The 3,370-nt window shown below is 75.4% G+C and carries 3 protein-coding genes and 1 pseudogene; 2 read left to right on the top strand and 2 right to left on the bottom strand.

Translation table 11 applies throughout. The annotated features are described in order from the left end of the window. A pseudogene (locus E1193_RS30620) lies at nucleotides 1-435 on the bottom strand (hypothetical protein); the annotation flags it as partial. Between the two features lie 292 nt (nucleotides 436-727). Here E1193_RS30620 and ssd point away from each other — a divergent pair. Together ssd and E1193_RS30610 are read left to right on the top strand one after the other, a co-directional pair. Then, a complete protein-coding gene (ssd, locus tag E1193_RS30615; RefSeq protein ID WP_132186610.1) occupies nucleotides 728-1,828 on the top strand; it encodes a septum site-determining protein Ssd in 1,101 nt (366 codons plus the stop codon). Then, nucleotides 1,825-3,030, top strand: a complete 1,206-nt coding sequence (locus E1193_RS30610) for a TadA family conjugal transfer-associated ATPase (RefSeq protein WP_132186609.1) — start codon at nucleotides 1,825-1,827, stop codon at nucleotides 3,028-3,030. Before ssd ends, E1193_RS30610 begins: the two co-directional genes overlap by 4 nt. On the opposite strand, the gene E1193_RS32655 is transcribed toward E1193_RS30610, so the two are convergent. Further along, on the bottom strand, nucleotides 2,993-3,370 hold a 378-nt coding region (locus E1193_RS32655; protein WP_207922938.1), incomplete at its 5' end, for a hypothetical protein. The two genes, E1193_RS30610 and E1193_RS32655, sit on opposite strands and share 38 nt — an antisense overlap.

Below are 3,370 nucleotides of genomic sequence, written 5' to 3'. Positions count from 1 at the left end.
GGACGGCACTGTGGCCCGGGTGGAGAGCGAGGCCGGTGCCGGGGAGAAGGTGGCGTCCTCGGTGGCGCTGACCGGGTCGGGGGCCGGGGCCTGAGTGAACCCGGGCGCCGGGACGAACGCCGTTCCACCCGGCTCGGGCCGGGGCGCGGTGAACCAGAGCGGTGCGAGTGCGAACACCAGCATGGCGACCACGCCGACCGCGAGGCAGCCGAGTACCAGCGTCCGGGTCGGGTGGTCGGGGGATCTCTGGGACGTCGCCGGTAAGGGCGGCTGGGTGGTCTGCCGGGACGGCGCGGGCACGGACTGCTGCCACCGGTCCCGGATGGGGTCGGGGTGCGGCGCGGGTGGCTGGGCCGGTTGGCGGGAGTCGGGCAGCCAACCACCGATACGCAGGGTCGCGCCGATGGGAGGTGTTTCGTCGGATGATTTGGCCATGGCCCGTTTCGGAGGGTGTGCGGAGCCACTCCACTGGTGGCACTGGGGAACGATTATCCGGGGAGAGCGCTCCCCGCCGTCAATGGCTCCACAGGGTGGAAAAACGTAACTTTTGCTCGTAGCAGGCTGGGTGGCGGCGCGGTCGTGACGCAGCGCTTAGCAGATCATCGCCGGGCGTGGTGGCTGTCCACAGGAGGTGTCGTCATCCACAGGTGACGGCGGAGGGCCGGCGGGCCGGTGTTGACCGGAGCAGGGTCTCGGTCGACACCCGAGCCCGACCGCTGGAGGCGTGATGTCCCTCCGTACCACCGCACCGCCGCGCCGACTGCCGCTGCTGGTAACCGCCGACAGCGACCTCCTCGACGAACTGCTCCGGCTCGCCGCGGCGGGCGGCACCGAGGTCGAACTGGCCGCCGACCCCGCCGCCGCACGGGCCCGCTGGCTGCCCGCCCCGCTCGTTCTGATCGGCCACGACCAGGCCCAGGCGTGCCTGCGAGCCCGGTTGCCCCGGCGGACGCGTACCGTGATGGTCGGCCGCACCGGGGAGATCGACCCGGGCTGGGAGGTCGCCGAACTCGTCGGCGCCGAACACGTCGCCACCCTCCCGGCCGCCGAACCCTGGCTGGTGGACCGGTTCACCGAATGCCGGGTGGACGCCCGGCTCGACCGGCCGGCACGCACGGTCGCGGTGCTCGGCGGCCGAGGTGGTGCCGGGGCCAGCGTCCTCGCCGGCGGGCTCGCGGTCACCGCCGCCCGGGCCCGGCTGCGTACGCTCCTCGTCGACGCCGACCCGCTCGGCGGCGGCCTCGACCTGGTGCTCGGCTGGGAGGAACTGGACGGCCTCCGCTGGCCAGCGCTCACCGACGCCGACGGCCGGGTGGACGCCCCCGCGCTGGTGCAGGCGTTGCCCAGCCGCGGCGACCTGGTGGTGCTCTCCTGGGACCGAGGCGACCTGCTCGCCCTGCCCGCCCAGGCGATGGCCGCCACGGTCGATGCCGCCCGTCGGGGCCGGGACTTCGTCGTGGTGGACGTGCCCCGCCAGCTCGACGACGCCGCCGTCGTCGCGTTACAGGCGGCCGATCAGGCGTACCTGGTCGTCCCCGCAGAGCTGCGAGCCGCTGCGGCGGCGGCCCGGGTGGTCGCCGCCGCCGCGCCGCACTGCGCGGCGCTCGGCGTCATCGTGCGGGGCCCCGCCCCCGGGCGGTTGAAGGCCGTCGAGGTGGCCCGTGCACTGGCGCTGCCGCTCGCCGGCACGCTCCGGCCCGAGCCGGCACTGTGCCGAGGGCTGGAACGCGGCGAAGCCCCTACAGCGGGCGGGCGTGGGCCACTGGCCACGCTCTGCCGTCGTCTCGTCGGCGAACTGACCGGCCTGCCCGTGCCGGGTGCGGCATGACCGCGCACCCCGACGATCTGTCGGCCCGGGTACGGCAGCGCATCGCCGGCGACGTCACCCCGGTCACCCCGGCCGCGATCGTCTCCGCCGTACGCGCCGAGTCGACCGCCGCCGTTCTCGGCGACACCGCCGTGCTGCGGATAGCCGACCGGGTGCGTGACGACCTCGTCGGCGCCGGGCCACTCGCCCCGCTGCTGGCCGACCCGCAGGTCACCGACGTGCTGGTCAACGGGGTACGGGTCTGGGTCGACCGAGGCGACGGGCTACGTCAGGTGGCGGTGCCGATCGGTACCGTCGACGACGTACGGCGTCTGGCGCAGCGGCTTGCCGCGACCGCCGGACGCAGGCTGGACGACGGCTGCCCGTACGCCGACGCGCGGCTGCCCGACGGCACCCGGCTGCACGCCGTCCTGCCACCGGTGGCGACCGACGGGCCCTACCTGTCCCTGCGTACCTTCCGGCAACAGCCGTTCACCCTCGACGAGTTGGTACGCCACGGCACCGTGCCCCGCCCCGTCGCCCCGCTGCTCGCCGCCGTCGTCGCGGCCCGGCTCGCGTACCTGGTCACCGGCGGCACCGGTTCGGGCAAGACCACTCTGCTCAACACACTGCTCGGGATGGTCCCGCCGACCGAGCGGATCGTGTTGGTCGAGGACGCCGCCGAACTGCATCCCGTGCACCCGCACGTGGTCGGGCTCCAGGCGCGCACGGCCAACGTGGAGGGATCGGGCGCCGTCGGTCTCAGCGAACTCGTCCGGCAGGCACTGCGGATGCGCCCCGACCGGCTGGTGGTGGGGGAGTGCCGGGGCGCGGAGGTGGTCGACCTGCTCGCCGCGCTCAACACCGGCCACGACGGCGGGGCGGGGACGCTGCATGCGAACACCCCGGCGGACGTGCCGGCCCGGCTGGAGGCGCTGGGGTTGCTCGGCGGGCTGCCCCGGGCGGCGCTGCACGCCCAGGTGGCCGCTGCGTTGCAGGTGCTCCTTCAGGTACGTCGTGGGTCCGACGGCCGGGTGCTGGAGTCGGTCTGTCTCCTGCTGCCAGAAGGGCCCGACCGACTGGTCACTGTCGTGCCGGCCTGGCTCCGGGGACGGGGCATCGGATTGGCCGGGCGGGCACTGGCCACCCTGTTCCGGGGCCGGGGGGTTGCGGTGCCGCCGATCCTCAGCGAACCGTGGCCCGGCGCGGCGGGACCGGCATGACGCCGCTGCTCTGGCTGGTTACGGCGCTCCTGATCGTGGCGGCGGCGGTGGTGGCCTGGCCGGTGCGCTCTGGCCGGCGCCGTTGCCGGGCCCTGCTCGGGCCGTCCACTCCGGTCCGGCCGCGCTCCGGCGTGCCACTGATGGGCAGGCGGGCCGTCATGGCCGGCGGGTCATCCATCACGCCGCGCACCCCAACGCCGGGCACGAGCACACCGCGGCCGGCGGGACCGCCCAGACCGCCGCTCGCCCGGCCCCCGGGGCGGCACGACTCCCGTCGCCCGTCCGCGCCCACCCCGGCGGGCAGCGCGCTGGACACCTGGCTCCCGGAGCTGTCCGCAGC

Origin of the sequence: Micromonospora sp. KC606, assembly GCF_004348675.1 — a bacterium.
Taxonomy (GTDB): Bacteria; Actinomycetota; Actinomycetes; order Mycobacteriales; family Micromonosporaceae; genus Micromonospora.
The sequence above is the reverse complement of the archived record's forward strand: the minus strand, read 5'-3'. Positions and strand labels throughout refer to the sequence as shown.

Bases quoted from the DNA above. Each gene is read 5' to 3' on its own strand.
- ssd (WP_132186610.1), top strand. From the start codon at position 728: ATGTCCCTCCGTACCACCGCACCGCCGCGCCGACTGCCGCTGCTGGTA.
- E1193_RS30610 (WP_132186609.1), top strand. From the start codon at position 1,825: ATGACCGCGCACCCCGACGATCTGTCGGCCCGGGTACGGCAGCGCATC.